Annotated in this window: 30 protein-coding genes; 6 read left to right on the top strand and 24 right to left on the bottom strand. The window is 71.3% G+C overall.

The window, feature by feature from the left end; all coding sequences use genetic code 11:
• Position 1 precedes the first annotated feature (1 nt).
• From E3O41_RS07445 to E3O41_RS07455, 3 genes are read right to left on the bottom strand one after another with little or no spacing between them, the layout of a single operon-like run.
• Entirely contained in the window at positions 2–1162 is a 1161-nt protein-coding gene (locus E3O41_RS07445) for a cysteine desulfurase family protein (RefSeq protein ID WP_067023668.1), read from the bottom strand.
• 10 nt (positions 1163–1172) lie between these two features.
• Positions 1173–2102, bottom strand: coding sequence for a tetratricopeptide repeat protein (locus tag E3O41_RS07450; RefSeq protein WP_067023671.1), 930 nt, complete (start codon positions 2100–2102; stop codon positions 1173–1175).
• 16 nt (positions 2103–2118) lie between these two features.
• Complete coding sequence (locus E3O41_RS07455; protein WP_083990805.1) at positions 2119–3954, bottom strand: DUF8094 domain-containing protein; 1836 nt, start codon at positions 3952–3954, stop codon at positions 2119–2121.
• Between the two features lie 184 nt (positions 3955–4138).
• Here E3O41_RS07455 and E3O41_RS07460 point away from each other — a divergent pair, with 184 nt between their 5' ends.
• The gene (locus tag E3O41_RS07460) at positions 4139–5188 is read left to right on the top strand and encodes an AI-2E family transporter (RefSeq protein WP_067023677.1); all 1050 of its coding nucleotides are present in this window, start codon (positions 4139–4141) and stop codon (positions 5186–5188) included.
• A gap of 6 nt (positions 5189–5194) precedes the next feature.
• Here the strand turns inward: E3O41_RS07460 and E3O41_RS07465 are convergent, their stop codons facing one another.
• From E3O41_RS07465 to rpsB, 9 genes are all read right to left on the bottom strand, one after another.
• A complete protein-coding gene (locus tag E3O41_RS07465; protein WP_067023680.1) occupies positions 5195–5935 on the bottom strand; it encodes an alpha/beta hydrolase in 741 nt (246 codons plus the stop codon).
• Complete coding sequence (locus tag E3O41_RS07470; RefSeq protein ID WP_067023683.1) at positions 5932–6243, bottom strand: hypothetical protein; 312 nt, start codon at positions 6241–6243, stop codon at positions 5932–5934. Before E3O41_RS07470 ends, E3O41_RS07465 begins: the two co-directional genes overlap by 4 nt.
• A 3-nt stretch (positions 6244–6246) precedes the next feature.
• Positions 6247–6978, bottom strand: a complete 732-nt coding sequence (locus E3O41_RS07475; RefSeq protein ID WP_240482255.1) for an aggregation-promoting factor C-terminal-like domain-containing protein — start codon at positions 6976–6978, stop codon at positions 6247–6249.
• Between the two features lie 50 nt (positions 6979–7028).
• Positions 7029–7742, bottom strand: coding sequence for a DivIVA domain-containing protein (locus E3O41_RS07480; protein ID WP_135012209.1), 714 nt, complete (start codon positions 7740–7742; stop codon positions 7029–7031).
• Between the two features lie 10 nt (positions 7743–7752).
• A complete protein-coding gene (locus E3O41_RS07485; RefSeq protein ID WP_135012211.1) occupies positions 7753–8793 on the bottom strand; it encodes a phosphatidate cytidylyltransferase in 1041 nt (346 codons plus the stop codon).
• 9 nt (positions 8794–8802) lie between these two features.
• A complete protein-coding gene (gene frr / locus E3O41_RS07490; protein ID WP_067023690.1) occupies positions 8803–9357 on the bottom strand; it encodes a ribosome recycling factor in 555 nt (184 codons plus the stop codon).
• An 87-nt stretch (positions 9358–9444) separates the two neighbouring features.
• A complete protein-coding gene (pyrH, locus tag E3O41_RS07495) occupies positions 9445–10161 on the bottom strand; it encodes a UMP kinase (RefSeq protein ID WP_067023693.1) in 717 nt (238 codons plus the stop codon).
• Positions 10162–10285: 124 nt separating this feature from the next.
• Positions 10286–11113: a translation elongation factor Ts gene (gene tsf / locus E3O41_RS07500; RefSeq protein WP_067023696.1), complete on the bottom strand. Its 828-nt coding sequence runs from the start codon at positions 11111–11113 to the stop codon at positions 10286–10288.
• A gap of 72 nt (positions 11114–11185) precedes the next feature.
• Entirely contained in the window at positions 11186–12031 is an 846-nt protein-coding gene (rpsB, locus tag E3O41_RS07505; protein WP_067023699.1) for a 30S ribosomal protein S2, read from the bottom strand.
• A 337-nt stretch (positions 12032–12368) separates the two neighbouring features.
• On the opposite strand from rpsB, the gene E3O41_RS07510 reads away from it, so the two are divergent.
• Positions 12369–12980 (top strand): M23 family metallopeptidase, encoded by a 612-nt coding sequence (locus E3O41_RS07510; protein WP_083990807.1) that lies wholly within the window; start codon positions 12369–12371, stop codon positions 12978–12980.
• A gap of 36 nt (positions 12981–13016) precedes the next feature.
• On the opposite strand, the gene E3O41_RS07515 is transcribed toward E3O41_RS07510, so the two are convergent.
• The 4 genes from E3O41_RS07515 to dprA all read right to left on the bottom strand — a co-directional run bounded on the left by E3O41_RS07515 (position 13017) and on the right by dprA (position 16094).
• Positions 13017–13919: a tyrosine recombinase XerC gene (locus E3O41_RS07515; protein WP_067023702.1), complete on the bottom strand. Its 903-nt coding sequence runs from the start codon at positions 13917–13919 to the stop codon at positions 13017–13019.
• 122 nt (positions 13920–14041) lie between these two features.
• Positions 14042–14509, bottom strand: a complete 468-nt coding sequence (locus tag E3O41_RS07520; protein ID WP_158231515.1) for a hypothetical protein — start codon at positions 14507–14509, stop codon at positions 14042–14044.
• Between the two features lie 175 nt (positions 14510–14684).
• A complete protein-coding gene (locus E3O41_RS07525; protein ID WP_067023707.1) occupies positions 14685–15101 on the bottom strand; it encodes a nitroreductase/quinone reductase family protein in 417 nt (138 codons plus the stop codon).
• 159 nt (positions 15102–15260) lie between these two features.
• Positions 15261–16094: a DNA-processing protein DprA gene (gene dprA / locus E3O41_RS07530; RefSeq protein WP_083990808.1), complete on the bottom strand. Its 834-nt coding sequence runs from the start codon at positions 16092–16094 to the stop codon at positions 15261–15263.
• Between the two features lie 69 nt (positions 16095–16163).
• Here dprA and E3O41_RS07535 point away from each other — a divergent pair, with 69 nt between their 5' ends.
• Genes E3O41_RS07535 through E3O41_RS07545 form a run of 3 tightly spaced genes read left to right on the top strand, consistent with a single transcriptional unit; the run spans position 16164 to position 20213 of the window.
• Positions 16164–17288, top strand: a complete 1125-nt coding sequence (locus E3O41_RS07535) for a tyrosine-type recombinase/integrase (RefSeq protein WP_067023713.1) — start codon at positions 16164–16166, stop codon at positions 17286–17288.
• Complete coding sequence (locus E3O41_RS07540; protein ID WP_067023716.1) at positions 17285–17641, top strand: helix-turn-helix domain-containing protein; 357 nt, start codon at positions 17285–17287, stop codon at positions 17639–17641. The genes E3O41_RS07535 and E3O41_RS07540 overlap by 4 nt, the downstream gene beginning before the upstream one ends.
• The gene (locus tag E3O41_RS07545; RefSeq protein ID WP_067023718.1) at positions 17634–20213 is read left to right on the top strand and encodes a hypothetical protein; all 2580 of its coding nucleotides are present in this window, start codon (positions 17634–17636) and stop codon (positions 20211–20213) included. Before E3O41_RS07540 ends, E3O41_RS07545 begins: the two co-directional genes overlap by 8 nt.
• 36 nt (positions 20214–20249) lie before the next feature.
• On the opposite strand, the gene E3O41_RS07550 is transcribed toward E3O41_RS07545, so the two are convergent.
• Genes E3O41_RS07550 through cmtR form a run of 3 tightly spaced genes read right to left on the bottom strand, consistent with a single transcriptional unit; the run spans position 20250 to position 21621 of the window.
• Positions 20250–20597, bottom strand: coding sequence for a hypothetical protein (locus tag E3O41_RS07550; protein WP_067023721.1), 348 nt, complete (start codon positions 20595–20597; stop codon positions 20250–20252).
• Complete coding sequence (locus tag E3O41_RS07555) at positions 20594–21265, bottom strand: cation diffusion facilitator family transporter (protein ID WP_067023724.1); 672 nt, start codon at positions 21263–21265, stop codon at positions 20594–20596. The genes E3O41_RS07550 and E3O41_RS07555 overlap by 4 nt, the downstream gene beginning before the upstream one ends.
• Complete coding sequence (cmtR, locus tag E3O41_RS07560; protein WP_067023727.1) at positions 21262–21621, bottom strand: Cd(II)/Pb(II)-sensing metalloregulatory transcriptional regulator CmtR; 360 nt, start codon at positions 21619–21621, stop codon at positions 21262–21264. Before cmtR ends, E3O41_RS07555 begins: the two co-directional genes overlap by 4 nt.
• Before the next feature lie 53 nt (positions 21622–21674).
• Here cmtR and E3O41_RS07565 point away from each other — a divergent pair, with 53 nt between their 5' ends.
• On the top strand, positions 21675–22631 hold the full coding sequence (locus E3O41_RS07565; protein WP_067023729.1) for a bile acid:sodium symporter: 957 nt from the start codon (positions 21675–21677) through the stop codon (positions 22629–22631).
• Positions 22632–22706: 75 nt separating this feature from the next.
• Here the strand turns inward: E3O41_RS07565 and E3O41_RS07570 are convergent, their stop codons facing one another.
• The 5 genes from E3O41_RS07570 to E3O41_RS07590 form a co-directional block, all read right to left on the bottom strand.
• Positions 22707–23732, bottom strand: coding sequence for a cation diffusion facilitator family transporter (locus E3O41_RS07570; protein WP_067023732.1), 1026 nt, complete (start codon positions 23730–23732; stop codon positions 22707–22709).
• Positions 23729–24100 (bottom strand): ArsR/SmtB family transcription factor, encoded by a 372-nt coding sequence (locus E3O41_RS07575; protein WP_173849887.1) that lies wholly within the window; start codon positions 24098–24100, stop codon positions 23729–23731. The genes E3O41_RS07570 and E3O41_RS07575 overlap by 4 nt, the downstream gene beginning before the upstream one ends.
• Before the next feature lie 98 nt (positions 24101–24198).
• Positions 24199–24663: an LOG family protein gene (locus E3O41_RS07580; protein WP_067023735.1), complete on the bottom strand. Its 465-nt coding sequence runs from the start codon at positions 24661–24663 to the stop codon at positions 24199–24201.
• Positions 24660–26177 (bottom strand): YifB family Mg chelatase-like AAA ATPase, encoded by a 1518-nt coding sequence (locus E3O41_RS07585; protein ID WP_067024283.1) that lies wholly within the window; start codon positions 26175–26177, stop codon positions 24660–24662. Before E3O41_RS07585 ends, E3O41_RS07580 begins: the two co-directional genes overlap by 4 nt.
• Positions 26174–26536 (bottom strand): YraN family protein, encoded by a 363-nt coding sequence (locus E3O41_RS07590; protein ID WP_067024286.1) that lies wholly within the window; start codon positions 26534–26536, stop codon positions 26174–26176. Before E3O41_RS07590 ends, E3O41_RS07585 begins: the two co-directional genes overlap by 4 nt.
• Positions 26537–26589 lie beyond the last annotated feature (53 nt).

The raw sequence follows: 26589 nt of genomic DNA on the forward strand, positions 1-26589 counted from the left end.
GCTACCGGCCGAGCCGGCGATAGGCGTCCGGCAGGGCGCGCAGCAGCGCGTCGAGGTCGTCGGGCGTCGTCGTGCGCCCGAGCGTGATGCGCAGCACCTGCCGGGCCTCGGCCTCGGAGCGCCCCATCGCGAGCACCACGTGCGAGGGCTCGGCGACGCCCGCCTGGCAGGCCGAGCCGGTCGAGACGGCGATCCCCGCCTGGTCGAGCAGGAACAGCAGCGACTCCCCCGCCGCGCCCGGCAGCAGCAGCAGGATCGTGCCGGGGAGCCGATCGATCGGGTCGCCGAGCAGCTGCGCCTCGGGCAGCGCGTCGCCCAGGCGCGTCAGGAACTCCTCGCGCAGCGCCCCGAGGCGCGCCGCCTCGTCCTCGCGCTCGGCCTCGGCGCGTTCGGCGGCCGTGGCCAGCGCGACCGCCCCCGCCACGTCCTGCGTGCCGGCGCGCAGGCCCCGCTGCTGCCCGCCGCCGTGCAGGAGCGGCTCCAGCGCCGCGGTGCGGGAGACCACGAGGGCGCCGGTGCCGACCGGGGCGCCGAGCTTGTGGCCCGACACGCTCAGCGCGACGAGGCCGGCGCCCGATGGCGCGTCCCCCCGCCACCGCGCGAACGACACGGGAACGTGCCCGAAGGCCGAGACGGCGTCGACGTGCAGCGGCACGCCCGCCTCCCCCGCCGCCGCCGCGAGCGACGCGACGTCGTTGATCGTGCCGCTCTCGTTGCCGGCCGCGATCGCCGTCGCCAGCGCGATCGCCCCCGAGCCGACCGCCGCGGCGAACGCCGGAGCCGGGATGCGTCCCACCGCGTCGATGCCGACCGGCACGACGCGAGCGCCCTCGCGCGCGGCCAGCCACGCGGCGGTGTCGAGCACGGAGTGATGCTCGCCGTCGGGCAGGACGATCCCGTCGTTCCCCGCCCGCCGGGCCCGCCACAGGCCCTGCAGCGCGAGGCCGACCGACTCCGTGCCGCCCGAGGTGAACACGACCTCGATCGGCTGCGCGTGCAGCACCGCGGCGAGGCGCTCGCGCGCGTCCTCGAGCAGCCGCCGGGCGTCCTGACCGGCGCCGTGGATCGACGACGCGTTGCCGATCGTCTCGTGCGCCGCGAGCCACGCGTCACGCACCTCGGGCCGCAGCGGCGTGGTGGCCGCGTGGTCGAGGTAGATCACGGCGCTCGTCTCAGAACAGCAGGTTCGTCAGGCGCCCGCGGGCCCGCACGACGCGCGGGTCGGTGGCGCCGACCACGCCGAACAGCTCCACGAGGCGCTCCTGCACGGGCTTGCGCGCGTCCGCGGGAAGCGCCGCGAACAGATCGAGCAGACGGTCGAAGGCGTCGTCGACGTGGCCGCCGGCCAGGTCGAGGTCGGCCACGGCCAGCTGCGCGTCGACGTCGGTGGGCGACTCGGCGGCGGCGGCGCGGACCGCGACCGGGTCGGCCTCCTGCACGCGCGAGAGCAGCCGCACCTGGCCGAGACCGGCTTGGGCGTCGGCGTCGCGCGGGTTCTCCTTCAGCGCCTTCTCGTACGCCGCGATCGCCCGCGGGTAGTCGCCCGCCTCGATGGCCGCGTACGCCTCGGCGTGCAGCGGCGGCAGCGGCGGCTCGGCGGGCGCCTCGGGGGCGTCGCCGCCCTCGACGGGCACCGTGCCGGTCACGCCGTTCTGCGCCGCGAGCTGCAGCAGCTGGTCGAACACCTGGCGCACCTGCTCCTCGGGCACCGCGCCGGTGAACAGCGGCACGGGCTGCCCACCCACGAGCGCGACCACGAGCGGGATCGACTGGGCGCGGAACGCCTGCATGAGCTGCGGGTTCGCGTCGACATCGACCTTCGCCAGCACCAGGCGCCCGGCGAGCTCGGTGACGACCTTCTCGAGCACGGGCGAGAGCTGCTTGCACGGGCCGCACCACTCGGCCCACAGATCCACGACCACCGGCACGGTGCGCGACAGCTCGAGCATCTGCCCGAACGTGGCGTCGGTGACGTCGTGGACGAGGCCGCTCGGGGCGGCGCCGGAGGGGGTGCCGGCCTGCGCCTGCGGCGCGGGGCGGTTGCGCAGCGCGGACAGATCGACCGCGCCGCGCAGGGCGGCGGTGGGTGCGTAGTCGCTCATCGGTCCTCTTCCTCGATCACTGGGGCTCTTCGATCACACCATCGGTGACGGCCGACGACCAGCCGAGCAGGCGGATCTTCTCGTCGCTGCCCTGCGCCGGCACGTAGAAGAACAGCGGGCTGGTGTCGGTGCGCACGAAGCTGCCGGCCGTCTCGGTCTCGCCCGTGAGGGCCTCGAGGGCGGGATCGCCGTTGTTGCGCACCACGCCGAGCTCGTTGGTGGCCGTGACCTTCTCGAAGCGCGTCACGCCCACGGCGACGATCGCGCCGTTGTGCAGCGTGGCCAGGGCGATCGGCTCGGAGTCCGCGGGGTCCTGGCCGAAGGTGATCTCGCCCGCGACGTCGTCGGCGGTGAACTTCGCCGCGGTCTCGTCGCGCACGCGCTTGACCTCGGTGCGGAACGTGTCGCCCTCGGCCTGGAACGCGGCGGCGAACTCGCTCTCGTCGCCGTGACCGAGCACGTCGGCGTAGGCGGCGGCGACGTCGGCGGGCGCCATCTGCAGGAACGACGAGTCCGGCGGCACGAGCGCCGAGCCCTGGTACGACGGCGCGAGATCGGGGATCTCGGCGCTCGGCTCGAGGCTGGCGATGTACGAGACCTTGTACTTCGCCCACGGGTCGGCCTGCGTCATCGTGAGGATCGTGGGCGGCACGGCGGGGTCGGCCTCGTCCGAGACGACCACGAGCGCGGTGCGCGGCCACTCGTCGAACGCCTGCGGCAGCAGCACCTCGATGGGCGACGCGGGAATCTTCGGCAGCGGCGCGTAGTCGCCGAACTGGCCGCGGATGCGGTAGTTCACGCTGCGCATCTGCAGGGCGAGACCGTCGAGCCGCTCCTGGGCGACGTTCTCGTCTGCGGCCTCGTCGGCGGCCGCGACCGTCGCGGACACGTCGGCGACGATCCGCGCCGCCTGCGCGTCGGTGAGGGCCGGCGCCTGCTGATTCTCGGGCGCGATGACCGTCTCGGTCGGCGTGGGGCTGGGTTCGGGGAACGCCTCGCCCGTGCAGCCGGCCAGCAGCGCCACGCTCAGCCCGATCGCCGGCACGGCGATGAGCGAGCGGCGCTTCGGGCCGATCGAGCGACGCGTGGGCGTGCCGGACGAGATCACGCCCTTCTGCTCGCCGCCCTCGATGGCGCCGCCGTCCTTGGCGAGGTCGATGGGCTCGGTGCGCGGCACGGGCAGTCCCTTGCGACGCGGGCCGCGGGCGCGGCGCGAGTGCAGGATGCCCGAGATGTACAGCAGGAGCCCGACGAGCAGCAGCGCCGCGCCGCCCGCCATGAGCCACGGCGCGTACGGCGTGCTGTTGTCGATCGGCCACGTGAGCGTGATGTCGCTCGGGGCGGGCGCGGCGCCGTCGGTGGCCAGCAGCACCGCCATGTCGCTGCCCTCCGGGAAGCGGAATCGCTCCTGCAGCGAGCCGTCGCCCGTGAACTCCTCGAGCCACAGGTCGGAGCCGGCGGGATTGCGCACCGCGGGCTCCTCGCCCTCGGCCGGCGCCACCTCGGCGTCCACGGTCTCCGACTCGATCGCCACGCCCTCCGTGGCGTCGTCGCTCACCGAGACGCGCGTGTAGGTCTGATCCGACAGCCAGGCCTCCATGTCGTGCGCCCGGCCGTACGAGGCGAACAGGGTGCCCTCGCCCGCCACGTCCAGCGTGCCCGACTCGCCGTCGAGCGCCTCGGGCAGCGCGGCGAAGACGTCGTCCTCCAGGAGCACGAACGGGGTCTGCTCCTCGACATCGATCGACACGGTGCGCTCGTCCGGTCCGAGCCAGACCGTGCGCTGGGCGATGCCCAGGCCGATCAGCCCGGCGGCGAGCACGAACGCCACGACGGCCCAGACGAATCGCACGGCATCACTCCTTCGAGGATCCGCCGGACGCGCCTTCCGGCGATGAACGATCGACCGCGGATCGCAGAGAACTCGACTTCTCAGCCTAGCGAACCCTCCCCTGGACGTCGCCAGGGAGCGTCGTCACGGCGAAGTCGCCGCGTGCCCCTATCCTGACTCGGAGGTCCGCCCCAGAAGGAGCACGATGAAGATCCACAACCCGTTCCGCGTCGCCCTCGTGGCCACCCTCGGTGTGGGGCTGGGGATCCTGCTCATCGGCAGCCTCCAGTCGCTGTCGACGATCCTGCTGTATGTCGGCACGGCCCTGTTCATCTCGCTCGGTCTGGACCCCGTGGTCTCCTGGCTGGAGCGCCGCCGCCTGCCCCGCTGGGCGGCCGTGCTGATCACCCTCGTGCTCGTGCTCGGGGTGTTCGCCGGGATCGTGTGGATCATCCTGCCCACGCTCATCCAGCAGGTCTCGCAGCTGGTGCGCCAGATCACGATCATCGTCAACGGCGACACGTGGCAGGAGGACATCCGCGGCTTCCTGACCGACACGTTCCCCGGGCTGATGGTGGACGACATCTTCGATCAGGCCAACCAGTGGCTCCTCGACAACATCGCCACGATCAGCGAGAGCGTTCTCGGGGCGACGCTGGGCGTCGTGAACGGCCTGTTCGGCGTGTTCATCGTGCTCATCCTCACGATCTACCTGACGGCCTCGACGCCCTCGCTGAAGAACGCCGTCTACCAGCTCGTGCCCGCCTCCCAGCGCGAGTCGTTCATCGGCCTCGCCGACCAGATCACCGACTCGGTCGGCTACTACGTCATGGGGCAGGTGACGCTCGGCGTCATCAACGGCGTGCTGAGCGCGATCTTCCTCACGATCATCGACGCGCCCTTCCCCGCCGTGCTGGCCGTGGTGGCGTTCCTCGGGTCGCTCATCCCGCTCGTCGGCACCATCTCGGCCTCGGCGATCATCGTGCTGACGTGCCTGATCCCGAACCTCGGCTCCACCACCACCGCGATCATCGCCGCGATCTACTACCTCGTCTACATGCAGATCGAGGCCTACGTCGTCTCGCCGCGCGTCATGAGCCGCGCCGTCTCGGTCCCCGGCGGCGTGGTCGTCGTCGCCGCCCTGGCCGGCGGCGCGCTCCTCGGGCTGCTCGGGGCGCTCATCGCCATCCCCGTGGCGGCGAGCGTGCTGATCATCTACCGCCAGGTGGTCATCCCGCGCATGAACGAGCGCTGACGCCCGTCAGGCGGCCGGCCACACGGTCGGCAGCGGCAGCGCCGACGGGTTCACGGCCGCGACGATCTCGCTGAGCACGCGGGAGGTCTGCTTCTCGCCGACCCAGAGGTGCTTGCCCTCGGCCACGGGGATCAGGCGGATGTTCGGGGCGACGGCGAAGCGCTGCGCCGCCTCCGCGGGCCGGAGGAAGTCATCGTGCTCCGGGATGAGCGCGATCACGGGCCGCGGGTCGTCCCGCCAGGCTCGCACCTCGTCCTCGGTGGCGCGGTGCAGCGGCGGCGAGAGCAGCACCATGCCGCGGATGTCGTGGTCGCGGCCGTACTTGAGCGCCAGCTCGGTGCCGAAGGACCAGCCGACGATCCAGGGGTTCGGCAGCCCCCGCTCAGCGACGAACGCCATCGCGGCGGCCACGTCGGCCTCCTCGGTCACGCCCTCGCCGAACGCGCCCTCGCTCGTCCCCCGCGGCGAGCTCGTGCCGCGCGTGTTGAACCGGAGCACCGCGAGGTCGGCCAGCGCCGGGAGGCGGGCGGCGGCCTTGCGGATGATGTGCGAGTCCATGAAGCCACCCGCGGTCGGCAGCGGATGCAGGGTGACGAGCGTCGCGACGGGATCGCGGTCGGCCGGCAGCGCGAGCTCGCCCACCAGGGTGAGCCCGTCGGCGGTGTGCAGCTCGATGTCCTCGCGGCGGGCGGGCAGCAGCGTCGCCCCGCGGATCTCGGTCGGCTCGAGGCCGGTCGCGTCGGTCATCCGTGGATCCTCCAGCAGTGGGTGTGCCAGTGCCGGCGCGCCGCCAGGTCGGCCTGGGCGCCGAGGATGCCGTCCTCGCGCCAGACGACCACGTGCGGCGTGCCGATCTCGATGGTCTGATGGCAGCCGGGGCAGGTGTAGGTCTTCTCCGTGCGCGCGCCGGTCACCGGCTGCACGGAGTACTCGCGCCCGCGGCGCGTCTCGGTGCGCCGCCAGCCGGCGAGCATCCGCTGGAACGACGCATCGCGGGCGTCGTCACGGTCGCGATCGCCCGCACCGCGACCGCGGGGGCGATTCGACCGCGGCACGGCTCAATACCAGCCGACGCTCTGCGAGTGTCCCCACGCACCGCACGGCGATCCGTAGCGGCCCTGGATGTAGTTGAGACCCCACGTGATCTGCGTGGCCGGGTTGGTCTGCCAGTCGGCGCCGACGCTGGCCATCTTGCTGCCGGGCAGCGACTGCGGGATGCCGTAGGCGCCGCTGTAGGGGTTGTACGCGTTCACGCGCCAGCCCGACTCCTTGTTCCACAGCGCCACGAGGCACGAGAACTCGGAGTCGCCCCAGCCGCGCGCCGCGACCATGCCGTACGCGATGTCCTGCGCGGTGCCCGGCGAGGGCGCCACGAACGACGGGATCGAGACGCCGCCACCGCCGCCACCGCCGGTGCTCGCCGCGGCCACGACGGGCTCGGGCTCCGGGGTCGGCGTGGGCGTGACGTAGATCTCGTAGTCGGTGATCGACAGCGCGTTGGCGTTGCTCAGCTCGGCCGGCGCCGTGAAGATCTGCGCGTCGGCGACGGAGGCGGCGTAGCTGCTGGTGACCTCGTCCTGCGGCTCCGCGTTGGCCGTGGCGGTCGGCACGATGTAGGCCGCGATGAAGCCGAGCGCGGCGACGCCCGCACCCGCGCTGGCGATGGCGCGCTTCAGCGACCACGCGGATCGGGTGGGTCGCGACGGGGCGAGACCGGCCTGGGCCATGAGGGCTCGGGTCTCGCGTCGGGACAGCGTGGTGGGAGTGGTTCGCTCGGGCGTGGAAGTCACAGTGGGGCCTACTGTACCAGGCGCGTTATCGCGCCGTGATAATCGATTCGTCAGCGCACCGCGAGGAGCACGTCGACGACGGAGTCGAGGAGCGCGTCGACCTGCTCCTCGCGGTACCCGCGGCGCGTCATCCGGAACGCCGCCGCACGCACCTGCTCCGTGGTCAGCGGGTCGCCCGACTGCAGGAAGGCGGTGATGCGATCGGCGACCACGTCCACCTCCTTGGGCGCGTAGCCGTAGGAGAGGAAGCTCACGCGCTGGAAGCGCTTCCCGCGCGGGCGGGCAAGGCGGTCGAGGATCTCCTGCGCGTCGGCGCGGGCGCGCTCGACCCAGGCGGCCGCGCCCTCGGTGGCCACGACGGCCTGGCGTCGACGCGCGGCGAACGCGTCCTCGATGCGGCCGAGCGCTGCATCGACGGCCGCCACCTGGTAGCCGTTGCGCACCAGCGGGAACCCGACCTCGCGCACCGCCCGGGCGTCGACGCTGCCGTCGCCGCTCTCGAACGCGGCGCGCGCCTTGGCGAGGAACGCTTCGACCGCGTCGCGGCGGTAGCCCTTCTCGCGGCCGTGCACGAGCGGGAACGGCAGGCTGCGCGGCTCGCCGCCCGACGTCGCCCGCGGGGCGGGGTCGCGCGTGATGCGCTGCGTCTGCGTCGCGGACGCGGGGGCCTCGGTGGTCTCGGCCTCCACCGCGTGCAGCAGTGCCGTCGCATCGCCGATCGTGTCGTTCACTTTCGCCTCCTCGGGCGTCGTCTCGTGCGTCATCGGGTGGTCCTCACAGTCCGCCCAGCGGCGAGAGCAGGGCGTGCAGGGCGAGCGCGGCGGCCGCCGAGAGCAGGATGCTGTCGAGGCGGTCGAGCACGCCGCCGTGGCCGGGCACCCAGGAGCTCATGTCCTTGATGCCCAGGTCGCGCTTGAGCATCGACTCCCCCAGGTCGCCGATCGTCGCGGTGGCCAGGATCACGGCGCCGAAGATCAGGCCGGCCCACCAGGGCACGCCGAGCATGAACTGGGCCAGGAGCGCGCCCGCGACGAGGGCGGCGACCGCCGCTCCGGCGAACCCCTCCCACGTCTTCTTGGGGCTGATGCGGGGAGCCATCGGGTGGCGGCCGAAGGCGAGCCCCGCGGCGTAGGCGCCCGTGTCGGCGGTGATCACCGTGATGAGGAACGCCAGCACCCACCACTCGCCCTCGGGCTGGCGCAGCAGCGCGACGGCCAGGCTGGCGAGGAACGCCACGTACACCGGCACGAAGGCCCCGGCGAGCACATCGCCGAGCACGTCGCCGTAGAGCCGACCGTCGCGGGCCGTCATCTGGCCGAGCATGCGCCAGACCGCGATGAGGAACACCGACGCGAACAGCGCCGTCCACTGCAGCCAGCTCTCGGAGAAGTAGGCGGGCAGCACGATGAGCGGCACGGCGATCAGCTGCGGGATCACGTCGACGCGGCGACCGCCCGTCTGCAGCGCGCGCACGAGCTCGAACGTCCCCAGCGCGGCGGCGGCCAGCGCCAGCAGCGCGAACGTCCACTTCACGATCAGCAGCGAGGCGAGCACGACGGCGCCGAGGATCAGGCCCGTCAGGATCGCGAGGATGAGGTCGCGCCCCGTGCGCTGCTTGATCCGCTCGTTGGTCGCCTCGAACTGCTCGCGCGCCTGCTCGAGATGCTCGCGCGCGTGGCCGAACTGGTCGCGCGCGTGCTCCCTGGCGTGCTCGAACGGGTCGCGGCCGCTCCCCCGGGAGTCGACGGCACGAGGGGCGCCGGCCTCGCGGCGCGAGTCGGGCGCATCGCCTCCGGCGGCGGGAGAGTCGGTCATGGGCCGGCCTCAGACCTCGAGGAGCTCGGCTTCTTTGTGCTTCAGCGCCTCGTCGACCTTGTCGACGTGCGCCTTGGTCAGCGCGTCGAGCTCCTTCTCCGCGCGCGCGATGTCGTCCTCGCCGATCTCGTCCTTCAGCGCGTCGAGGTCGTCCTTGATCTGGCGGCGGATGCCGCGGATGCGGACCTTCGCGTCCTCGGCCTTCGCCTTGACGATCTTGACGTACTCCTTGCGGCGCTCGGCCGTGAGCTCGGGCATCGTGATGCGCACGATGTTGCCGTCGTTGGTCGGGTTCGCCCCGAGGTTCGGCATGTCGCGGATCGCGTCCTCGATCGCCTTGAGGGCCGACTTGTCGTAGGGCGTGACGATGAGTGTGCGCGCCTCGGGGTTCTGCATCGAGGCGAGCTGCTGCAGCGGCGTGGGAGTGCCGTAGTAGTCGACCATGAGCCGCTGGAACAGCTGCGGGTTGGCCCGGCCGGTGCGCACGGTGGCGAAGTCCTCCTTCGCCGCCTCCACGGCGCGATCCATGCGGTCGGTGGCCTCGGTCATGACATCCGCGATCACGGGTCACTCCATTCGTCGTGTGGAACTCGTATGAGTGTAGTCGCCGGGCGCGTTCGCCCCGGCGCGCGCCGAGGGCGCGGGAGGGGCTCAGGCGGTGACGATCGTCCCGATCGCCTCGCCGCGCAGCGCCTTGGTCACGTTGCCGGCCGGCTCCATGCCGAACACGCGCATGTCCATGCCGTTGTCCATGCAGAGGCTGAAGGCGGTCGAGTCGACGACCTTGAGGCCCTTCTGGAGCGCGTCGGAGTACGTCACGCGGTCGAGGCGCGTGGCGGTGGCGTCGACGCGCGGATCGGCCGTGTAGACGCCGTCGACGCCGTTCTTGGCCACGAGCACCTCGCGGGCGCGGATCTCGAGCGCGCGCTGGGCGGCGACCGTGTCGGTCGAGAAGTACGGCAGTCCGGCGCCGGCGCCGAAGATCACGACGCGGCCCTTCTCGAGGTGGCGGATCGCCCGCAGCGGGATGTAGGGCTCGGCGACCTGCATCATCTCGATGGCGGACTGCACGCGCGTGGCGGCACCGGCCTGCTCGAGGAAGTCCTGCAGCGCGAGCGCGTTCATCACCGTGCCGAGCATGCCCATGTAGTCGGCGCGGCCGCGGTCCATGCCGCGCTGGCTCAGTTCGGCGCCGCGGAAGAAGTTGCCGCCGCCGACGACGATCGCGATCTCGACCTCGTCGGTCGCCTCGGCGATCTCGCGGGCGATCTGGCTGACCACGTCCGGGTTGACACCCAGCTGGCCGCCTCCGAACGCCTCTCCCGACAGCTTCAGAAGGACGCGGCGGCGTCCGGTGCTCTCTCGCATGGTGTCTCCCTCGTAGCGTCTCTCACCGTATCGCCTCGAAGGGTTCCGAGGCTGATCATCCGCCCCGATGGGCGGGCATGGGAAGGGGGCCCGGATCGTGGATCCGGGCCCCCTTCGCGGCGTCTTACGCGCCGACCTCGAAGCGCGCGAAGCCGGTCAGCGTGATGCCGGCGTCCTTCGCGACCTGCTCGATCGACAGCTTGTTGTCCTTCGCGTACGGCTGGTCGAGGAGGACGACCTGCTTGAAGAACGCGTTCACGCGGCCCTCGACGATCTTCGGCAGCGCGGCCTCCGGCTTGCCCTCGTTGCGCGAGATCTCGGTGACGATCTCGCGCTCCTTGTCGACGACGTCCGTCGGGACCTCGTCGCGCGTGAGGTACTGCGGAGCGGCGAACGAGATGTGCTGCGCGATGCTGCGAGCCGTCTCGGCGTCGTCACCCGAGAAGGCGACGACCACGCCGACCTGCGGGGGCAGGTCCTTGTTGCGCTTGTGCAGGTAGACCTGGAACGCGTCGCCCGACAGGGTCGCCACGCGGTTCAGCTCGATCTTCTCGCCGATGATGGCGGCCTCGTCGGCGATGAGCTCGGCGACGGTCTGGTCGCCCGCGGGGGCGGCCAGCGCGGCCTCGGGCGTCTCGGCGGCGACGGCGGCGACCGCGTCGGCCACCTTGTCGGCCAGCGCGATGAAGCGCTCGTTCTTGGCGACGAAGTCGGTCTCGCAGGCGAGGGCGATCAGGGTGGCCTTGCCGCCCACCTCGCGAGCGGTGACCAGGCCCTCGCTCGTGGCGCGGTCGGCACGCTTGGCGTTGCCCTTCGCACCCTTCAGGCGGAGGATCTCGATGGCCTTCTCGACGTTGCCGTCGGCCTCCTCGAGCGCCTTCTTGGTGTCGACCATGCCCGTGCCGAGCTGCTCACGCAGGGCCTTGATGTCGGCGATGCTGAAGTTGGCCATGTGTCCTGGCTCTCCTTGGTTCGATTCGGTGATCCGCCGGCCCCGGTTCGCGGAACCGGCGGATCGGGAGAATTACTCGGCGGGGGTCGTCTCGGCAGCGACCTCGGCCTCGGCGGCCGGAGCCTCCGCGGCGGGCGCCTCGGCCTCGGCGGGCGCCTCGGCAGCGTCACCGGAGAGGAGCTCCTGCTCCCACTCGGCGAGCGGCTCGGCGTCGCCGGCCTCGGGGTTGTGCTTCTGCTGCAGGCCCTCGGCGGCGGCGTCGGCGATGATGCGCGTCAGCAGCGAGACCGAGCGGATGGCGTCGTCGTTGCCCGGGATCGGGTACTGGAGGTCGTCGGGGTCGACGTTGGTGTCGAGGATGCCGATCACCGGGATGCCGAGCTTCTTGGCCTCGTCGATGGCGAGGTGCTCGCGCTTGGCGTCGACGACCCACAGGGCCGACGGCGTCTTGGTGAGGTTGCGGATGCCGCCGAGCGACTTGTGCAGCTTGTCGAGCTCGCGCTTCTTGAGCAGGAGCTCCTTCTTGGTGAAGCCCGACTCGGCGGGGTTGTCGTAGTCGAGCTCCTCGAGCTCCTTCATGCGGGCGAGGCGCTTCGAGACGGTCTGGAAGTTGGTCAGCAGACCACCGAGCCAGCGCTCGTTGACGTAGGGCTGGCCGACGCGGGTCGCCTGCTCGGCGAGAACCTCCTGCGCCTGCTTCTTGGTGCCCACGAAGAGGACGGTGCCGCCGCGGGCGACCGTCTCCTTGACGAAGTCGTACGCCTTGTCGATGTAGGCGAGCGACTGCTGCAGGTCGATGATGTGGATGCCCGAGCGCTCCGTGAGGATGAAGCGCTTCACCTTCGGGTTCCAGCGACGGGTCTGGTGTCCGAAGTGGACGCCGCTGTCGAGCAGCTGGCGAATGGTAACGACGGCCATGGCCGTTCTCCTTCTGTTGCGGTTTCGTGCCGACCGGTCGGTCGGCGATCCTGGTGCCCGACACACGCCCGCCCTCTGTCGAGGGACCGTGGGGTGGATGTGCCGCGATCGAGATCGCTGTGGACACGCGAAGTCATCCCGAACACGCGGGATGCCCTCTCAGCATACCAGCCGCGGGACCGCGCGCCCGCGCGAGGACGAGGACGTCACGCGGCGTTCGCCCGGGATTCACGACCGGCCCGCAGGCGGCCCGCTCACAGGCCGCCCGCGCGGGTGATCCGTCCACAGATCCGCCGGCGGCGTTCCGCGGGCGCCGGCGCCGCCGCAGGGTGGGGGCATGCCCCGTCTGCGCCCTGCCCTCGCCCTGGCCGCGGTCCTCGCGCTGGCCGCCGTCGCGCCTACCGGTGCCGCGCCCGTTTCGGACGCCGCGGGGGCGGCGGCCGGGGCGGTGGTCGCCCCCGGTGTGGCCGCCGCGGCGGCACCGGCCGCGGTTTCGGGGGTCGCGGGCGACGCGGGGGCCGATCCCGGCGAGACGAGCATCGACACCTGGGAGCAGTGGTGGTGGCCCGTGCGCCCCGTCCGCATCGCCGAGCCGTTCGTCGCGCCGGCACACGCCTACGGCCCCGGGCACCGCGGCATCGATCTGCGGGCCGCGGGCGTGGTCACGGCGCCGGCGTCGGGCGTGATCGCGTTCGCGGGCGTCGTGGTCGACAGGCCGCTCGTCACGATCGCGCATCCGGGCGGGCTCGTCACGACGCTGGAGCCGGTGCTCACCCCGCTGCGCCCGGGCACCCCGGTGATCCGCGGCATGCCGATCGGCGTGATCGCCGTCGGCGGCCACGCCGCGCCCGGTACCGTGCACTTCGGCGTGCGCCTGCACGGCGAGTACGTGAATCCGCTGCTGCTGCTCGGCGGCGTCCCGCGTGCGGTGCTGCTCCCCTGCTGCTGAGCCGCGCCGATCGCGGAGCGCGGTTGCCAGACGGGATCAGGCGCGCGGGTGCGCGAGCGCGTACGCGGCGCGCAGGCGCTCGGACGACACGTGCGTGTAGATCTGCGTGGTGCCCAGGCTGGCATGGCCGAGCAGCTCCTGCACGGCCCGCAGGTCGGCGCCGCCGTCGAGCAGGTGCGTCGCGGCCGAGTGGCGCAGGGTGTGCGGGCCGACGGCGGAGGATCCGATCGCGGGGCCCACCGTGCGGGTGACGAGGTCGTAGACCGCCCGCGTGCCGACGCGGCGGCCCCGTGCCCCGAGCAGCAGCGCCGGCGTGGCCTGGTCGCCGCGCGCGGCGAGGACGGGACGGCCGCGCGTGAGGTAGGCGCCGATCGCGCGGGCCGCGGGAGCCCCGAACGGCACGACCCGCTCCTTCGACCCCTTGCCGAGCACGCGGACGGTCGCGCGATCGAGGTCGAGGTCGTCGATGTCGAGCCCGCACAGCTCCGAGACGCGGATGCCCGAGCCGTACAGCAGCTCGAGCGCGGCGTGGTCGCGCAGCGCGAGCGGGTCGCCGCCGGCCGCGCGCTCGGCGGCCGCGTCGAGCACGCCGCGCAGCGCGTCGGCCGTCGCGACCTGCGGCAGGGTGCGGCCCCGCTTGGGCGAGACGAGCCGCAGCGACGGATCCGCCGCCACCAGCCCCTCCTCGTGCGCCCACCCGAAGAAGGCGCGCGCCGACGAGGTCCGCCGCGCCAGCGTGGATCGCGCGTCGCCGCGCTGCGTGGCCGCCCACAGCCACTCGCGCAGGTGCTCCAGGTCGATCCCGCCGACCTCCGGATCGCCGATCGTGCGGGCGAGATCGGTCAGATCGTTGCGGTATGCCCGCACCGTCGCCGACGAGAGCCGCCGCACCCGCTCGAGGTGCGCCGCGAACGCCTCGATCCCCCGCGACAGCTTCATGCCTCCAGCATGCGACGTCCGCACCCCCGAGCGCGATCGACCCGCCCGCAAGCCGCCGGCCCGCATCGCGGTCATCCGCGCCGATCGACCGAGTCAGCGACTGTCGGCGCGTCGACCGGGGCTCATTCTTCGGTGAAGCTCACCAGATCGTCCCAGGGGATGCGGATTGACTTGTTCCCTCTGGCGATGTCGTCCTTGTCAAACCCCAGCTCAGTCGCTGGGGTTTGAAGGTCGACGTATCGCCCGGGATCCGCGACGGGCATGTCACTCGTCATGTCCTCGACGCCGAGTGTGAGCGAGACGAGGTCCGCGTCCTTGCCGGTGACATCAACGATCGTCGTGAGCAACTCGCTGAGGTCACCGGCCTCGATGGTGTCACGCTCCACTTGGGCCACCACCGCAAGGTAGCGGCTGAATCCGTCCAGCTCTACGGAGGCTTCGGCGTTGACGATCTCGAGATCTGAGGCTTCCAGCGCGGCGGGCACCTCGGTCTCCGCGTGCGTGGGCGCGTACCCGGCCACCGGACCGCATGCCGCCACCGCGCAGGCGACAGCGGCCGCCAACGGCAGCAACCATACGCGTCGGCGCATCTCACTCCTCCCAGCGATCCTGCTGATGGTCGACGACTCGCCCGAAGAACTCGAAGCGGCGCTCCTCACGTCCATCATCGTGCTCCGCCGCCACCGCCCAGCGCGACCGATTCCGGGATGTCGACCGGTCCCGTGTGAGCGCAGCGTTCACGGCTCAGCCGGCTTCCGGCGCCGCTCACGCGTCGTCGGTGAAGCGCACGTGCACCAGGGGCGAGCCCTGCATCCATTCCTCGACCGGCTCGACGGGCTGGGCGAGGTACCCGCTGTGCCGCGGATGGTTGAGGTCGGCGACGATCGCGCGGACGTCGCGACGCCGTGCCGGGTCGAGCACCGGCTCGGCCCGCGCCGCGAGGTCGGCGCGGACGCCGTGCCGGAGGTGGAAGGTGAACTCGGGATGGGCGAGGAGGTTGGCGTACCAGCTGCGCACCGCCGGCTGGGTGGTGAGGTAGATCTCGCCATCGACGCGGTAGAACCAGATCTCGATCCGGCGCGGCCGCCCCGTCTTCGCGCCGGTGGTCGTGATGTCGATCGTCCGCGCGGAGGCAGGCGACTCCGGCGTGATGGCCAGTGCCCGCTCGATTCGCTCGTCCATGCTGCTCCCCCTCGTCGGCGCGGCGGCTGACGCCGGTCGCGCAGCAGCCAAGACGCGCCGATCCCGCGCCCGGACCCGATGCGATCACGGTGCGCCTCGCCCCACCACCCTGCCACGCGCGTGCCCGGGGCGGCTCCGATCCGGGAGCATCCGCGGCGCTCACGCCGCCCCGAGCCGCCACGCCGCGCCCTCGCGCTCGGCCCTCCCCTCGAGCGCGAGCGTGCCGAGCGCGGCCTCGACGTCGTCGATCGCCAGGCCGCTGCTGACCGCGAGCTCCTCGGCGGTGCGCCACACCCGGGTGCCGAGGGCATCGGCCACCCGCACGAGGCGGGGATCGGCGATCGGCGACGGCGCTCCCGCGTCGCCGGCGAGGCCGAGCAGCTCCCCGACATCGGCCGCGCACGTGACGCACACCGCGCCGTACTCGCGCAGCAGCCGATGACAGCCGGCGGACTGGGCAGAGGTGATCGACCCGGGGACGGCGCCGATCGGCCGGGCCAGGGACGCCGCGTGGGAGGCGGTGTTCAGCGATCCGCTCGACCAGCCCGCCTCGACGACGACGGTCGCGCCCGACAGCGCCGCGATCAGGCGGTTGCGCTGCAGGAAGCGGAACTTGGTGGGGGCGGTGCCGGGCGCGACCTCGCTGATCACGGCCCCGGTCTCGGCGATGCGCGCCAGCAGATGCGCGTGGCCCGCCGGGTAGACGCGATCGACCCCTCCCGCCAGCACGGCGACCGTGAGCCCGCCCTCGCGCAGCGCGGCGCGATGGGCGGCGCCGTCGATCCCGTACGCCGCGCCCGAGACGACCGCGACGCCCTCGAGCGCGAGATCGCCCGCGAGCTCGGTGGCGACGTGCTCGCCGTACGAGGTGGCCGCCCGGGCGCCGACGATCGCCGCCTCTCGGCGGTATTGCGGCAGATGCAGGATCCTTGGGAACGTCCTTGTCGGAAAAGGTACACCGCGCCGCGTTGCCGTCCTCGTGATGCCGCGGATCGGAGTTGCAGCACTGTTACGCTTCGCGTTAAATGCATGATTAGCGCGTTATGAGAGTGAGGATGGGTGATGGCGAAACGGGTGCCGCATGGGGCGTCGTCGTTGTACTTGGCGAGTGGTGTCTCGTTCCTGAACGCACCCGAGTCGGTGTTCGACGCGATGATCGAGGGCTGGCGGATGCAGCAGATCGGCGGGCGACGGCTCAAAGAGGACTCGGTGACGGCCGGAGTCGGGGTGGTGCGCCGGTTCGAGGCGTATGCGATGAAGAAGCCGTGGGAGTGGTCGGCGAGCGACTTCGACGAGTGGATGACGCTGCTCGTCTCGCAACGACAGGTAGCGGCATCCACGATCCGGTCCTATCAGGGCGCGATACGCCAGTTCTGCGACTACGTGTGTTCACCGCACTACGGGTGGGTCGACGAATGCATGCAGCGGTTCGGCTCACATCCGGTGCAGGTCTGCCATGAGTGGAACACGCTCCCCCACCTGCAGGACTACGAGGGCGGGCCGGGACGGCGGCCGCTGACGCGCACAGAGTTGCAGCGGCTGCTCGATCATGCCGACAACGAGGTTTCTCGGGTGCTGGACGAGCACCGCAAGGGCGCGCTGCCGGCGTTCCGCGACGCGACGCTACTGAAGGTCGTCTATGCGTGGGGTCTGCGCGCGAGCGAAGCGGTCGGGCTGGATGTGACGGACTTCTACCGCAACGCGAAGGCCCCGCAGTTCGGCGAGCTGGGCGTGCTGCAGGTGCGTCACGGCAAGTCGTCGCGGGGCGGGCCGCCGAAGCGGCGGGCAGTGGTATCGCTGTTCGATTGGGCGGTCGAGGCGCTGCAGGAGTACATCGACCACGTCCGGCCCTTGATGGTGCGTTCAGAAGCCACGACGGCGCTCTGGGTGTCCGAGCGCGGCACGCGCCTGCGCACTCGCGAGCTCGCTTCGAGGTTCGCGACCTACCGGGATGCGCTGGGCTTGGACGAGGTACTCACGCCGCACGCGTTGCGGCACTCCTATGTGACGCACCTGATCGAGTCGGGAGTCGACCCGGGCTTCGTGCAGCGACAGGTCGGGCATCTGCATCAGTCGACGACAGCGATCTACACCGGGGTGAGCACGGACTACATGAACACGATGATGAGTCAGGCGATCGAGCGGACACGGCACCGCCCGAGCGATGAGGAAGGAACAGGGTCATGAGATTGATCGGCTACGAATGGCGTCTTCGCGAGGTGATGGCGGCGGCGGGGATGTTCTCCACGACGAAGCTGGTGCCGCTCCTCGAGGAGAGAGGGGTGCATCTGTCGACGAGTCAGGTCTATCGTCTGGCGGCGGAGAAGCCCGAGCGGATGAACATGCAGGCGCTGGTCGCGCTCCTGGACATCTTCGACTGCACATTCGAGGAGCTCGCACCGCGGGTGCTGCTGGGCGGCGAGGCTGCGGCGACGGGAACGACCGACGCGGCCCCGGAGCGAGGAGACTCGGCGACGAACCGTCTTCGCGAGTCGGGATTGCGGCCTCGCCGGGCACGGATTCTTCCGCCGGATGCGTGATCCGGTCTTCGAAGAACTGTCGGCTCGGATCGCCGCCGTCGAGCGCGTCGTCGACCCCGCGCGAATCCAGGAAGTCGTTGAGGCCAGCTTCAAGCAGTTGCCCGTCGCGAAGCGCACACGGGACCTGGTGGATGCCTCACCGCACCTGCTGACCTCGATGGACCCGCACATGCCTCCCGCGTTGGCGGGACTGCTGCTGCGCCTGCGAGACGCGGGGGCGGGAACGGTGCGTCCTCCCGGATGCGTCCTTTGCGGGCAGCAGCGGGAGCTGCGTCAGGTGATCGATCAGGGGCGTATGTGCAACCCGTGCGCGCGTCGCCGCACGGGTCGGAGTGGGAACTGCGACCGCTGTCATGAGGAGCGGTGGTTGCAGTCTGGGCCGGCGGGAGCTGCTTACTGCCGGGGCTGCTGGAGGGAGATGGGGCGCGATGCGCGCGCCCGGATCGTCGACGAGGTCCGTCGCCATCGACGCGTCGCGTCGGAGGTGATCCGCACTGCCCTGGCGAGCATGCCGTCCGCGCGGGATCGAAGCACGAGGCTCATGCTCGAGCTCGCCGCTTACGGACAGGAGTGGTTCGCGGACCCCGCGACCGGGTCGGTGCTGTTCGGCACGTTCTACGATCTGATGCGCGCGGGCGGGGCCCGGCTTCCGGAGCGGCGCTGCGGAGGCTGCGGGACGACCCGCACCCTGACCGAGCGCGTCGAGGGGAAGGTGAGCTGCCGACGCTGCTACCGCGTCGCCCACCACCGTCCCTGCGACGGCTGCGGCGACGTCACCAACCTGGAGCGGGTGCTCTCCGATGGCCGGAGACTCTGCCAGCGCTGCACGAACAAGCTCCCCGACGAGAACGCCGTCTGCGTCAGCTGCGGCAACCATCGCCTTATCGCCTACCGCAGCCCGGACGGGCCGCTGTGCTCGACCTGTCGGAGCTCCTCCCAGCTGGACACCTGCACGGTCTGCGGGCAGATCGCCGCGTGCTTGTTCCACGGCAGTGAGAAGGCGGTCTGCAAGCCCTGCTCCGACAAGGCCAGTGTCGACATCTGCACGATCTGCGGGAACGAGCGGCAATGCCGCTGGCCGGGCACCGCACGCGCCGCTTGCGAACAGTGCTCCAACCCTCGGCAGCCTTGCGTGAGTTGCGGGGAGGTCCGGCTGCGCCATCGACGCGCCGAAGACGGCTCGGGCTACCTCTGCTGGGCCTGCGTCCCGCCGATCATCGAGACCTGCACCAGCTGCGGCGACGACCGGCTCGTGAACGGCCGGATCGAGGGCCGTCCCTTCTGCCCGCTCTGCTATCCCCGCCAACCGGAGTCGTTCCGCCCCTGCACCAGCTGCGGGACCGTGACACGGCTGATCGCGAAACTCTGCCCGCGCTGCCGCGCCGACCAGATGATCCGCGAGATGGTCCCCGACGAACTCGCCGCCACCGACGCCCGCATCGCGCAGCTGCGGGAAAGATGGTTCCAGGGTGCTCCATCGAAGATCGTCTACGCCTTCGAGCGCGGCACCGTCGCCTGCGCCCTGATCACGCAAGTGCTCGCCGACCCGGTCCTGCGCACGCACGCCTTCCTCGACCAGGCCGGCTCCGAGTATCAGACGCGCTCAGTGCGGTCCGTGCTCATCGACCACGGGTTGCTCCCGCCAAGGGACGAGCTGCTCGCCCGGTTCGAGCTCTGGCTCCAGGGCGCTCTCGCGGAGATCCCGGATCCGGGCGAGCGACGCACCGTCACCCAGTACGCGCGATGGCGGCACCTGCGCGCCCTGCGGCGGAACACGATGCCGTCCCGGTCAGGTCAGCTGTCCTGGCGACGGATCGAGATCACGGGAATCATCGAGCTGCTGGCATGGATCCGTGCCCGAGGCGGCTCCCTCGCCTCCCTCGCGCAGGCCGACGTCGATGAATGGCTCACCACCGGCACCCGCCCGTTCCTGCACCATTTCCTGACCTGGGCGGGGCGAAACGGCACCACCCGCCGCCTCACTGCGCCGCGCCCACCGTCCGGAACCTTGAACCCGCAAGCGATGAGCGACGCCGAACGCTGGCAGCTCTTCGCCGACGTCACCTCCGACGCGTCCATCGACCCGCACACGAAATTCGCCGCCGGTCTGATGCTGATGTTCGGCATCCGCGCTGCGAAGATCGTCCAGCTGCGCGCGGAAGACGTCACCGTCACCGATCAGGCCGTGATCGTCCGTCTCGGCAAGGCACCGCTCGTCCTTCCCGCCGAGCTCGCACCGGCCGCTGCCGGAGCGGCCGGCAACCGCACCGCGCCGCGCATGTTCGTGGAGAGCATCGAACAGGAGTGGGTCTATCCCGGAGCTCGCGCTGGTCACCACATGGCACCCGACACGCTCAACGCCCGGCTCCGCGCGGTCGGCATCCCACCACGACTGGCACGCACCAGCGCGCTGATCGCACTCGCGCAGGAGCTCCCGCCGGTCGTCCTCAGCCGATTGACCGGGCTGGAGATCTCCTCCGCGATCGCGTGGTCCAACGCAATTGGGGCGAACAGCACCTCCTACGCAGCCGCCGTCATTGAGCGCACTGGCATGCCCAGCCCACTTCTGTGACTACGCGGACTCCTGCCGCAGTTCACGCCGCGGCAATCACTCCAAACTAATTGCACGAGTTTGCCGACGTGCCCGGACTGGGACGTTGAGAGCCGCGAGCTGTTCCTCGGAGCCGCGTGCGATCAGACGCAGGTCGTTGTCGCTCTCGTCGATGTCCCACTGCACGAATGCGCAGCAGCGTTGCTCGACCTCGACGAGGTCTCGTAGCCGGCTGATCGAGTCATCGACCTTGGCGTAGTGGATGACGAGCTCGGAATCGGTGCGTTCCGAGGAGAGCGCGTAGTCGGCGTCGAACGCCTGCCACTTCTCCACCTGCGTCTTGGCCTCCGCGATGGTGGGGAGCGTGCACGCGATCGGGACGTCTCTGAATGGGCCCTGTGTCATCGGATCTTCTCCTCTGTGTCGTCATCGTCATCTGCCAGGTCTTCGAGGACCTCGAACGGGGACTCCACGTCGCCGCGCCACGCTTCGATGCCCTCGCGGATCGCGAGAACCGCGACGACGAGCGCTGCGACGGAGTCGGCCCACCACCAGCCGAACAGGCTGTTGAGCATGAGGCCGATGAACACCGCTCCGGAGAGGTAGACGCAGAGGATGAGCTGCTTGGCGTCGGCCATCACGCTCTTGGAGTCCAGCTCGCGTCCGGTGCGGACCTCGAACCAGGCCAGCAGCGGCATGATGAGCAGGCTCAGTGCGGTGATGCCGAGACCGAAGGGGCTGTGGTCGGGCCCTTCTGCTTGGATGAGGCTCAGGACGGCGTCGACGGTTACGTAGGCGGCGAGGGCGAAGAACGCGATGCCGATTGCCTTGACGGTGACCTTCTCCCACCGCTCGGGATCCTTGCGCGTGAACTGCCACGCAATCGCGGCAGCCGAGAGCACCTCAACGACGGAGTCGAGGCCGAACCCGATCAGTGCCGCGGAGGAGGCGAGGATGCCGGCCCAGACAGCGACGATGGCTTCGATGACGTTGTAGGTGATCGTGAATCCGACGATGAACCGGACGCGGCGGTGCAGCGTTGTGCGGCGCGCAGTTGTCAGCGTGGCGCTCATGCCTGCGCTTCCGTTTCGCAGCAGCCGGGCACCGTGCAGGCCGCGTCGAGACACGGTGCGTTCTCGTCGACGGCGAGCGTCACGTCGATCAGCGCCGTAAGCGCAGCAGTGAGGTGCGGATCGGCGATCTCGTAGCGGGTCTGCCGCCCTTCAGGTTCGGCGACGACGATGCCGCAATTCCGCAGGCACGTCAGATGGTTCGACACATTCGAGCGCGACAGTTCAAGCGAACGGGACAGTACGGCCGGATAGGACGGCCCTTCCAGCAGGGACATCAGAATCCGGGAGCGGGTCGGGTCGGCCATCGCGCGGCCGAGCCGGTTCATCACATCAAGACGGGAAGCAATAGTCAGCACACGATGACTATACAGCGAACGATGACTTATTGCGAGCCTGGGAGGATGGTCGCATGGCACAGGGCGTGAAGTGGATGGAGCGACACCAAGTCGCGCTCTACCTTGTGGCCTTGGCCGTGGGCGCTGTGGCCGGCCTCCTGTTCCCGGCCCTGGCGCATCCCGCGGAGACAGCGATCAACCCCGTGCTCGGGCTGCTGCTCTATGTCACCTTCCTCGGCGTGCCGTTCGCGCGGCTCCGGCTCGCTTTCCGTGACTGGCGGTTCTTGACGACGCTGCTCGTGGTGAACTTCGTGCTGGTGCCGGTCGTGGTGTGGGTGCTGTCTCGTATCGTCGCGCACGACCAGGTGCTGCTGATCGGTGTGCTCTTCGTTCTGCTGACGCCGTGCGTGGACTACGTCATCGTGTTCGCAGGACTGGCCGGCGGCTCCCGGGAACGGTTGCTCGCGGCCGCGCCGCTGCTGATGCTTGCCCAGATCCTGCTGCTTCCCGCATACCTGTGGCTCTTCGTCGGAGAGGAGTTCGTGCAAGCAGTTGACCTGCGACCGTTCGCGGAGGCGTTCCTGCTGCTCATCGTCCTACCGCTCGCGGCTGCTGCTCTCACGCAGCTCGCGGCGGCACGAACACGCTGGGGACGCGTGCTCGAACGGGTCGGGCTGGCAGCGATGGTGCCGCTCATGATGCTCACGCTCGCCGTGGTCGTGGCCTCCCAGATCGCAGGCGTCGGGCAGCAGATCACCGGCCTGCTCCTCGTGATCCCTGTCTACGTGTTCTTCGCCGCGGTCATGGTCCCCGTCGGCATGCTCGCCGGGGCTGCTGCAGGGCTGGACGTTCCAGCGAAGCGGACGGTCGTATTCAGCGGCGCGACGCGGAACTCGCTCGTCGTGCTCCCCCTGGTCCTGGCACTTCCTGTCGCCTTCGACCTCGCCCCACTCATCGTCGTCACTCAGACGCTCGTCGAACTCGTCGTCATGGTCGTCTTCGTCCGCCTCATCCCGCGGCTGGTCCCGTAGCGGGTACCGTCAGACGCCACCGCCTGAGAGCACTGACCCGCTCGGGCTAGCTCGCCGTTTGACGACGCACGTGCCCTATTTCGTGGCCGTCACGCGGACAGCCATCTCGTCGACGTTAGGCATGTGCTCTTTCACTGACGCCTCGGCCGCAACGGCCAGGCGGTCGGCTTCGGCCAAACTCATCGGTGCGACCGTGACGACCGCGTCGCCGCGGAGGCGGTGGCCGACCCACCGCAGTCGCACCTGTTCCACGGACTTGACCTGAGCCAGATGCGTCAGTGCGTGCTCGGCCCGGTCGACGAGCTCCGGCTCGATGCCGTCCATAAGTCGGCGACCGACCGAGCGCACCGTGCCGACCAGGAGCACCGCGATCATCGCCGAGATCAGCAGACCGACGATCGGGTCAGCCAGGGGGAAGCCCAGTAGCACGCCGACCCCGCCAGCGACCACCGCCAGAGACGTGAACCCGTCCGTGCGGGCATGCACGCCATCAGCGACCAGCGCGGCCGAGCCGATCTTCCTCCCCACACGAATGCGGTAGACGGCGACGGCTTCGTTGCCCAGGAACCCGACGATGCCCGCGGCGATCACCCAGCCGATGTTCTCGACTGGCCGAGGGTTCACGATGCGGTCGATCGCCTCATATGCGGCGACGATCGAGGACAGCGCGATCATCAGCACTATGAACAGGCCCGCCAGGTCCTCGGCCCGGTTGAACCCGTACGTGTACTTGCGCGTCGCGACCCGGCGGGACAGCACGAACGCGATCCACAGCGGGACCGCGGTGAGCGCGTCGGACAGGTTGTGGATCGTGTCGGCCAGCAGCGCGACCGACCCGGAGAACGCGACGATCACGGCCTGCACCACGGTCGTCGCGAGCATGACCACGAGGCTGATCTTCAGTGCCCGGATGCCCTGCGCGTGGGCCTCCATCGCGTCGTCGATCGAGTCCACAGCATCGTGGGAGTGCGGCACGAAGATTCCGTAGAGGAAGCCCTTGAACCCCGTCGGGTGCGAGTGCCCGTGCTCGCCGTGACCATGAGAATGATCGTGCCCGTGAGGTCCTGCGCCGTGATCGTGCACGTGGTCGTGCTGGGTCATGCTCGTTCTCGTTCCTCGTGGTGGTGCGCCGGGGTCGTGCCGTCGGCGATGGCGTGCTCGGCCTGGAAGATCGCGTCGGATACCAACTGGGAGGCGTGCTCGTTCGCCAGCCGGTAGAAGACCCGCTGGCCCTCCTGCCGGGTCGACACGATCCGCGCCATCCGCAGCTTCGCCAGGTGCTGCGAGACCGCCGCTGGCGACTTGTCCACGATGTCGGCGATGTGATTCACCGACAGCTCGTCGTTGGTGCGCAGGGCCAGGATGATCCGCACTCGGGTCGCGTCCGCGAGGAGGCCGAACACCTCGACCGCAAGTTCCACGTACTGGCTGTCCGGGTCCATTCCACATCTCTGCTTATCTGCATCCATACGCAGATTATTGCATCATTCGTCGCGCGAGGAGTGAACGCGACAAGCATTCCCCAGCCGCTGGATCCCCCCAATATCGCCAGAAGGAACAGCGCGCACTACCAATAGCCGCGATGCAGACCGGCCAGCCCGACCGGGTCGCCGCGCACCCACAGCGCCGGCGGCGCGTGGTCCCCGAGGTCGGCGAGCTGCTCGGGCCACAGCGGGCCGTCCTCGGGGACCAGCAGCGTGAGCCCGCGGCGGCGCATGGTCTCGAGCGCCGCCGCCACGAGGCGCGCGCCCTCCGCCAGGCGCGGCCGCCAGCGCGACACCGCGGCGGCCCACTCCGCCTCCGCCACCCCGGGCGGGGCGGCACCCGAGCCGGCCGCCGCCCGGCCCGCGGCGACGAGCGCGTCGACGGGCCCCAGCGCGTTCACCGTGCGCCCCGCCACCCCGTCGCCGGTCTCGGCGACGATCGCCCACGCCGCCCGGGCGATGCGCGTCTCGCGCTCGGTGTCGGACGCGTGCGGCCAGAGCGCGGCCGCCGCGCCGGCGACGGCGCGCTCCCTCAGGATGCCGCTCATGAGTCTCCTCCTCGTTTCAGGAACAGTGCGCGCCCCACGTCGGCGGCGCTCGGCACGTCGCGGCCGGCGAGGTCGGCGAGCGACCACGCCAGCCGCAGGATGCGGTCGTAGGCGCGCAGCGTGATGACGCCCCGGCGCAGCGCGGCATCCAGGGGACGACGCTCGTCGGCCGGGATCGCGGGGCCCGAGCCGCGCAGCCACGCGCCCGGCACCTCGGCGTTGAGCCGCCACGGCGTGCCCGCCAGGCGCCGGGCGGTGCGGGCCCGCGCGGCCATGACGCGCTCGCGCGCCTCGCGCGAAGAGACGTCGCCGCGCCCGGCCGCGGCGGTGACGCGCGACAGGTGCAGCTCGATGTCGATCCGGTCCAGCAGCGGCCCCGAGAGCTTGCGCTGATACGTGCGCACCACGTTCGGGGCGCACAGGCACGTGCCGCCGCGCACGCCGAACTCGCCGCACGGGCAGGGGTTCGTCGCCAGCACGAGCTGGAAGCGGGCGGGGAAGCTCGCGGTGAAGCCCGCGCGATGGATGTCGATGCGGCCGCTCTCCAGTGGCTGCCGCAGCGCGTCCAGCAGCCCCACCCGCGACTCGGCCGCCTCGTCCAGGAACAGCACGCCGCGGCTGGCGCGCGAGATCGCGCCCGGTCGCGCCGAGCGGGAGCCGCCGCCCACGAGCGAGGCCGCCGTGGCGCTGTGGTGCGGCGCCTCGAACGGCGGCGTGCGCGAGAGGGCGTCGACGACCTCGCCGCTCAGCGACCGCAGCGCGGCCACCTCGAGGGCGGCGTCGTCGTCCAGCGGCGGCAGGATCCCCGGCAGCCGGCTGGCCAGCATGGTCTTGCCCGCGCCGGGCGGACCGATCATGAGCAGGTGATGGCCGCCCGCGGCCGCCACGATGAGCGACTCGACCGCCTCGCGCTGGCCCACGACCTCGGCGAGGTCCCCCGGCTCCGACGCGGCGGCGACGACGGCCTCGCGCGCGACCGGGGCCAGATCCGGCACCTCGATCTCGGCACCGTGCCGCGCCGCGACCTGCGCGAGCGAGACCGCCCCCAGCACCTGCACGCCGGGCACGAGCTCGGCCTCCGCGCGGTTCGCGTGCGGCACCACCACGCGCTCGAACCCCGCCGCCGCGGCGGCGCGCACGGCCGGCAGCACGCCGGGCACCGGCCGCAGCCGGCCGTCCAGCCCGAGCTCCCCGAGGTGCACGGTGCGCGCGATCGACTCCGGGCGCACGATGCCCTCGATCGCGAGCGTCGAGATCGCCACCCCGAGGTCGAACGCGGAGCCGTGCTTGGGCAGCGCCGCGGGCGAGAGATTGACGGTGATGCGCTGACGCGGCAGCGGCAGGGCGCTGTTCTCGCACGCGCTCACCACGCGACGCGCGGCCTCGCCGAGCGTCTTGTCGGGCAGCCCGATGATCTTGAACTCCGGGGTGTGGGAGGTCACGTCGGCCTCGATCTCCACGAGCTCGCCGTGCAGGCCCGACAGCGCCACCGACCACGTGCGCGCGACCCTCACCACAGCCCCTCGACGTGCTCCAGCCGCGCCGTGGCCGGGTCAGGCCCCACGAGCGCGACCACGTCGACCCGCAGGCGCCGGCCGCGGCTCGCGTCGGGATGCGCGCGGCGCCACGCGTAGGCGAGCCGCCACAGCCGCCGCAGCTTGCGATCGTCGACCGCCTCGAAGGGGTGCCCGAATGCCGTGCCGCTGCGGGTCTTCACCTCCACCGCCACGATGCCGTCGTCGCGCTGGGCCACGATGTCGAGCTCGCCCTCGGCGCACCGCCAGTTGCGGTCGAGGATGACGTAGCCGCACTCACGCAGGTGCGCGGCCGCCCGCTCCTCTCCCGCCCGTCCCAGGTCGTCTTTGCGTGCCATGACGCCCAGCGTCGCGCCGCGCACGGCGCCGCCGGACGGGATCCCGCGGATTG

The sequence above is a fragment of the Microbacterium sediminis genome (genome assembly GCF_004564075.1).
GTDB lineage: Bacteria > Actinomycetota > Actinomycetes > Actinomycetales > Microbacteriaceae > Microbacterium > Microbacterium sediminis.

Coding starts and splice junctions, on each gene's coding strand:
- E3O41_RS07450 (WP_067023671.1), bottom strand. CDS start 2,102: ATGAGCGACTACGCACCCACCGCCGCCCTGCGCGGCGCGGTCGATCTG.
- E3O41_RS07460 (WP_067023677.1), top strand. CDS start 4,139: ATGAAGATCCACAACCCGTTCCGCGTCGCCCTCGTGGCCACCCTCGGT.
- E3O41_RS07465 (WP_067023680.1), bottom strand. CDS start 5,935: ATGACCGACGCGACCGGCCTCGAGCCGACCGAGATCCGCGGGGCGACG.
- E3O41_RS07480 (WP_135012209.1), bottom strand. CDS start 7,742: ATGACGCACGAGACGACGCCCGAGGAGGCGAAAGTGAACGACACGATC.
- E3O41_RS07485 (WP_135012211.1), bottom strand. CDS start 8,793: ATGACCGACTCTCCCGCCGCCGGAGGCGATGCGCCCGACTCGCGCCGC.
- pyrH (WP_067023693.1), bottom strand. CDS start 10,161: ATGCGAGAGAGCACCGGACGCCGCCGCGTCCTTCTGAAGCTGTCGGGA.
- tsf (WP_067023696.1), bottom strand. CDS start 11,113: ATGGCCAACTTCAGCATCGCCGACATCAAGGCCCTGCGTGAGCAGCTC.
- rpsB (WP_067023699.1), bottom strand. CDS start 12,031: ATGGCCGTCGTTACCATTCGCCAGCTGCTCGACAGCGGCGTCCACTTC.
- E3O41_RS07510 (WP_083990807.1), top strand. CDS start 12,369: ATGCCCCGTCTGCGCCCTGCCCTCGCCCTGGCCGCGGTCCTCGCGCTG.
- E3O41_RS07515 (WP_067023702.1), bottom strand. CDS start 13,919: ATGAAGCTGTCGCGGGGGATCGAGGCGTTCGCGGCGCACCTCGAGCGG.
- E3O41_RS07520 (WP_158231515.1), bottom strand. CDS start 14,509: ATGCGCCGACGCGTATGGTTGCTGCCGTTGGCGGCCGCTGTCGCCTGC.
- E3O41_RS07525 (WP_067023707.1), bottom strand. CDS start 15,101: ATGGACGAGCGAATCGAGCGGGCACTGGCCATCACGCCGGAGTCGCCT.
- E3O41_RS07535 (WP_067023713.1), top strand. CDS start 16,164: ATGGCGAAACGGGTGCCGCATGGGGCGTCGTCGTTGTACTTGGCGAGT.
- E3O41_RS07540 (WP_067023716.1), top strand. CDS start 17,285: ATGAGATTGATCGGCTACGAATGGCGTCTTCGCGAGGTGATGGCGGCG.
- E3O41_RS07545 (WP_067023718.1), top strand. CDS start 17,634: ATGCGTGATCCGGTCTTCGAAGAACTGTCGGCTCGGATCGCCGCCGTC.
- E3O41_RS07550 (WP_067023721.1), bottom strand. CDS start 20,597: ATGACACAGGGCCCATTCAGAGACGTCCCGATCGCGTGCACGCTCCCC.
- E3O41_RS07555 (WP_067023724.1), bottom strand. CDS start 21,265: ATGAGCGCCACGCTGACAACTGCGCGCCGCACAACGCTGCACCGCCGC.
- E3O41_RS07565 (WP_067023729.1), top strand. CDS start 21,675: ATGGCACAGGGCGTGAAGTGGATGGAGCGACACCAAGTCGCGCTCTAC.
- E3O41_RS07570 (WP_067023732.1), bottom strand. CDS start 23,732: ATGACCCAGCACGACCACGTGCACGATCACGGCGCAGGACCTCACGGG.
- E3O41_RS07575 (WP_173849887.1), bottom strand. CDS start 24,100: ATGGATGCAGATAAGCAGAGATGTGGAATGGACCCGGACAGCCAGTAC.
- E3O41_RS07580 (WP_067023735.1), bottom strand. CDS start 24,663: ATGAGCGGCATCCTGAGGGAGCGCGCCGTCGCCGGCGCGGCGGCCGCG.
- E3O41_RS07590 (WP_067024286.1), bottom strand. CDS start 26,536: ATGGCACGCAAAGACGACCTGGGACGGGCGGGAGAGGAGCGGGCGGCC.